Here is a 2,198-nt window from a genome sequence, read left to right as displayed (position 1 = left end):
GTAGCGCCTTTTCTTTTTCTGGTCGTACAGAATAATATCAGCGTCGGCGAGCATTTTTTCCACCGTTGAGTGTCTATTCGCATTAAAGTCGACAACGCCGTAGGAGAATGCCAACTCATAGCCCCGATTTATCCGTGCATTAAATTCGCCTAAGGTTTTGATGAAGTCCGTCATTACTGATTCAGCGGTTTGAACAGACGTATTGGTTAACAAGATGACAAACTCATCGCTGCCAATTCGGGCAAACAGATCTGAAGCCTGCAATTTATTTTTCATTTGTTCACTAAAACTGCGCAATGCTCGATCACCCTCACGGTGACCATAGGCTTCATTTACCGCTTTGAATTTGTCAATATCAATCATTACTAGTGAAGCGGGTAAATGACGGCGGGCACACATATTTAGGCCGTGCTCTGCCAGCATGAGAAAGCCGCGTCGATTACTGAGGCTGGTCAATTCATCTACCGTCGTCAGTTCCACCGTCGCGATCTCCGCTTCAACAATCAGTGCAAGATCACGCATTATCTCCAAATCTTCCGCTGATAAATCTCTTGGCTTTGTGTCAATTAAACACAGGGTACCGAGCACATGTCCGTCTAGCGCGCGCACCGGACAGCCGGCATAAAAACCAATATTGGGCTCACTGCTTACCAGGGGATTATCAAAAAAGCGTTTATCGTCGCGTACATCCGGCACAAGCATAATATTGTTGTCGAGAATGGTGTGGCCGCAAAAGGAAATGTCTCGAGGTGTCTCACGCACCGCCAAGCCCATAGACGACTTAAACCATTGACGGTCTTCATCAATCAAGCTAATTAATGCGATAGGCACATCAAACAAACGCCGCGCCATGCGTGTAATGCGATCAAAACGCTCTTCCATCGGTGTGTTTAAAATATTCAATGCACGCAGTGTTTTTAAGCGCTCGGCTTCATTTTCCGGAATCTCAGGAGCTATCACAAAATCACCTCGGCAGCGTACTGCATCTAATTACCTAACATTTGCCCTCGTCCTACAAACGTATCGGCAAATCTTACAGTTCTGCTTTGTAGTATAGTCGTCAAATAGCGTTTTGAAGTGATGTGGAGTCTCTTTCCACTGCACCACAAATAATTAAAATTGACCCAGGATAATATTTTGGCCGGACAAGTTGCACAATCCCATACGGGCTTACCACTACCATACTTAAAATGTTCAGCTTAAATACCAACGTCGGCAAACAAGAACTTGATGCCTAAGGTTTTATTTTAAAAATGGAACGCCCAGGCAAGAGGCCGTTAGGGTCGCAGAATCGTCTTTTAAACGGGTGCCGCTAAAGCCCTTTAACAGTGCCCCGCGAATAAGGTACAAGGCCGTATCCACCGCTTGCTGATAGCTCACGCCAGCATCGCGAATATTCGAAATACAATTGCGCTCGGCATCCGAGCAGCCCCGTTTAGGTCTATAGGTAATATACATACCAAGACTGTCCGGCGAACTTAAGCCCGGGCGCTCGCCAATTAAGATCACACTTAAGCTCGCCCCTAGTGCTTCGCCAATATCATCAGCCAACGCAACCCTGGCCTGACTCGCAATGCACAAGGGACCTAGCTGCAAGCCGAGCTCAACCAAACCGGCAATCAGCATCGCCAATACCGGTGCGGCGTGGGCGCTGACGGCGGCAGAAGACAGCCCATCACCAACAATTAAGGCCACGTCGATCGGTGCTTGGCTTGCGGCGTGCTCAGCCAAGGCCTGCCACTGTAATTCGGGCAATTGGCGCCCCAAGTCTGGCCGTTGCAAATAGTGATGGCGGTCTCGGGCTTGGCTGCTGAGCTGTATAGCAGGCAGTAAATGCTGACGGTGATTACCCCCAATATCGGCTAGGGTAGCGGTGCAGACCGCCGCCAGCGCGTCCACATTTAAACCTTGGTGGACCGCGTCTCTGGCCCGGGCGTGATCGAGTTGAAACTGCAAGTTTACCGCGGTGCTAGTAGCCACACCCGACCGCCCCAGTGCAATGCGGGCACTGGTGTAGCCGCGCAGCGGCTGCCAGCTATCGATTGTACTATTGCCCATGGCCAGCCTCCGTAAAGTTAAGTGCTTTCGCAAACACCGGAGGCAGGCACTGCCCACTCAGCAAATTGCCTTTGGCATCCATAATCTCGGTTTTTTGCAACCACTGTAAAAACTCCGGTGCGGGCGGCAGCGATAATAGC

The 2,198-nt window shown here is 50.0% G+C and carries 2 protein-coding genes; both read right to left on the bottom strand.

Annotated features, from left to right (window positions below; translation table 11 throughout):
* On the bottom strand, nucleotides 1–960 hold a 960-nt coding region (locus tag ABYP33_RS18785), incomplete at its 3' end, for a sensor domain-containing diguanylate cyclase (RefSeq protein WP_373092841.1).
* Nucleotides 961–1,242: 282 nt separating this feature from the next.
* Complete coding sequence (gene eutC / locus ABYP33_RS18780; RefSeq protein ID WP_373092839.1) at nucleotides 1,243–2,058, bottom strand: ethanolamine ammonia-lyase subunit EutC; 816 nt, start codon at nucleotides 2,056–2,058, stop codon at nucleotides 1,243–1,245.
* Between the last annotated feature and the right edge of the window lie 140 nt (nucleotides 2,059–2,198).

Source organism: Zhongshania sp. (assembly GCF_041584495.1).
Classification (GTDB): domain Bacteria; phylum Pseudomonadota; class Gammaproteobacteria; order Pseudomonadales; family Spongiibacteraceae; genus Spongiibacter.
Note: the sequence above shows the minus strand (reverse complement) of the source record. Positions and strands in the feature narration are given on the sequence as shown.

Bases quoted from the DNA above. Each gene is read 5' to 3' on its own strand.
- eutC (WP_373092839.1), bottom strand. From the start codon at position 2,058: ATGGGCAATAGTACAATCGATAGCTGGCAGCCGCTGCGCGGCTACACC.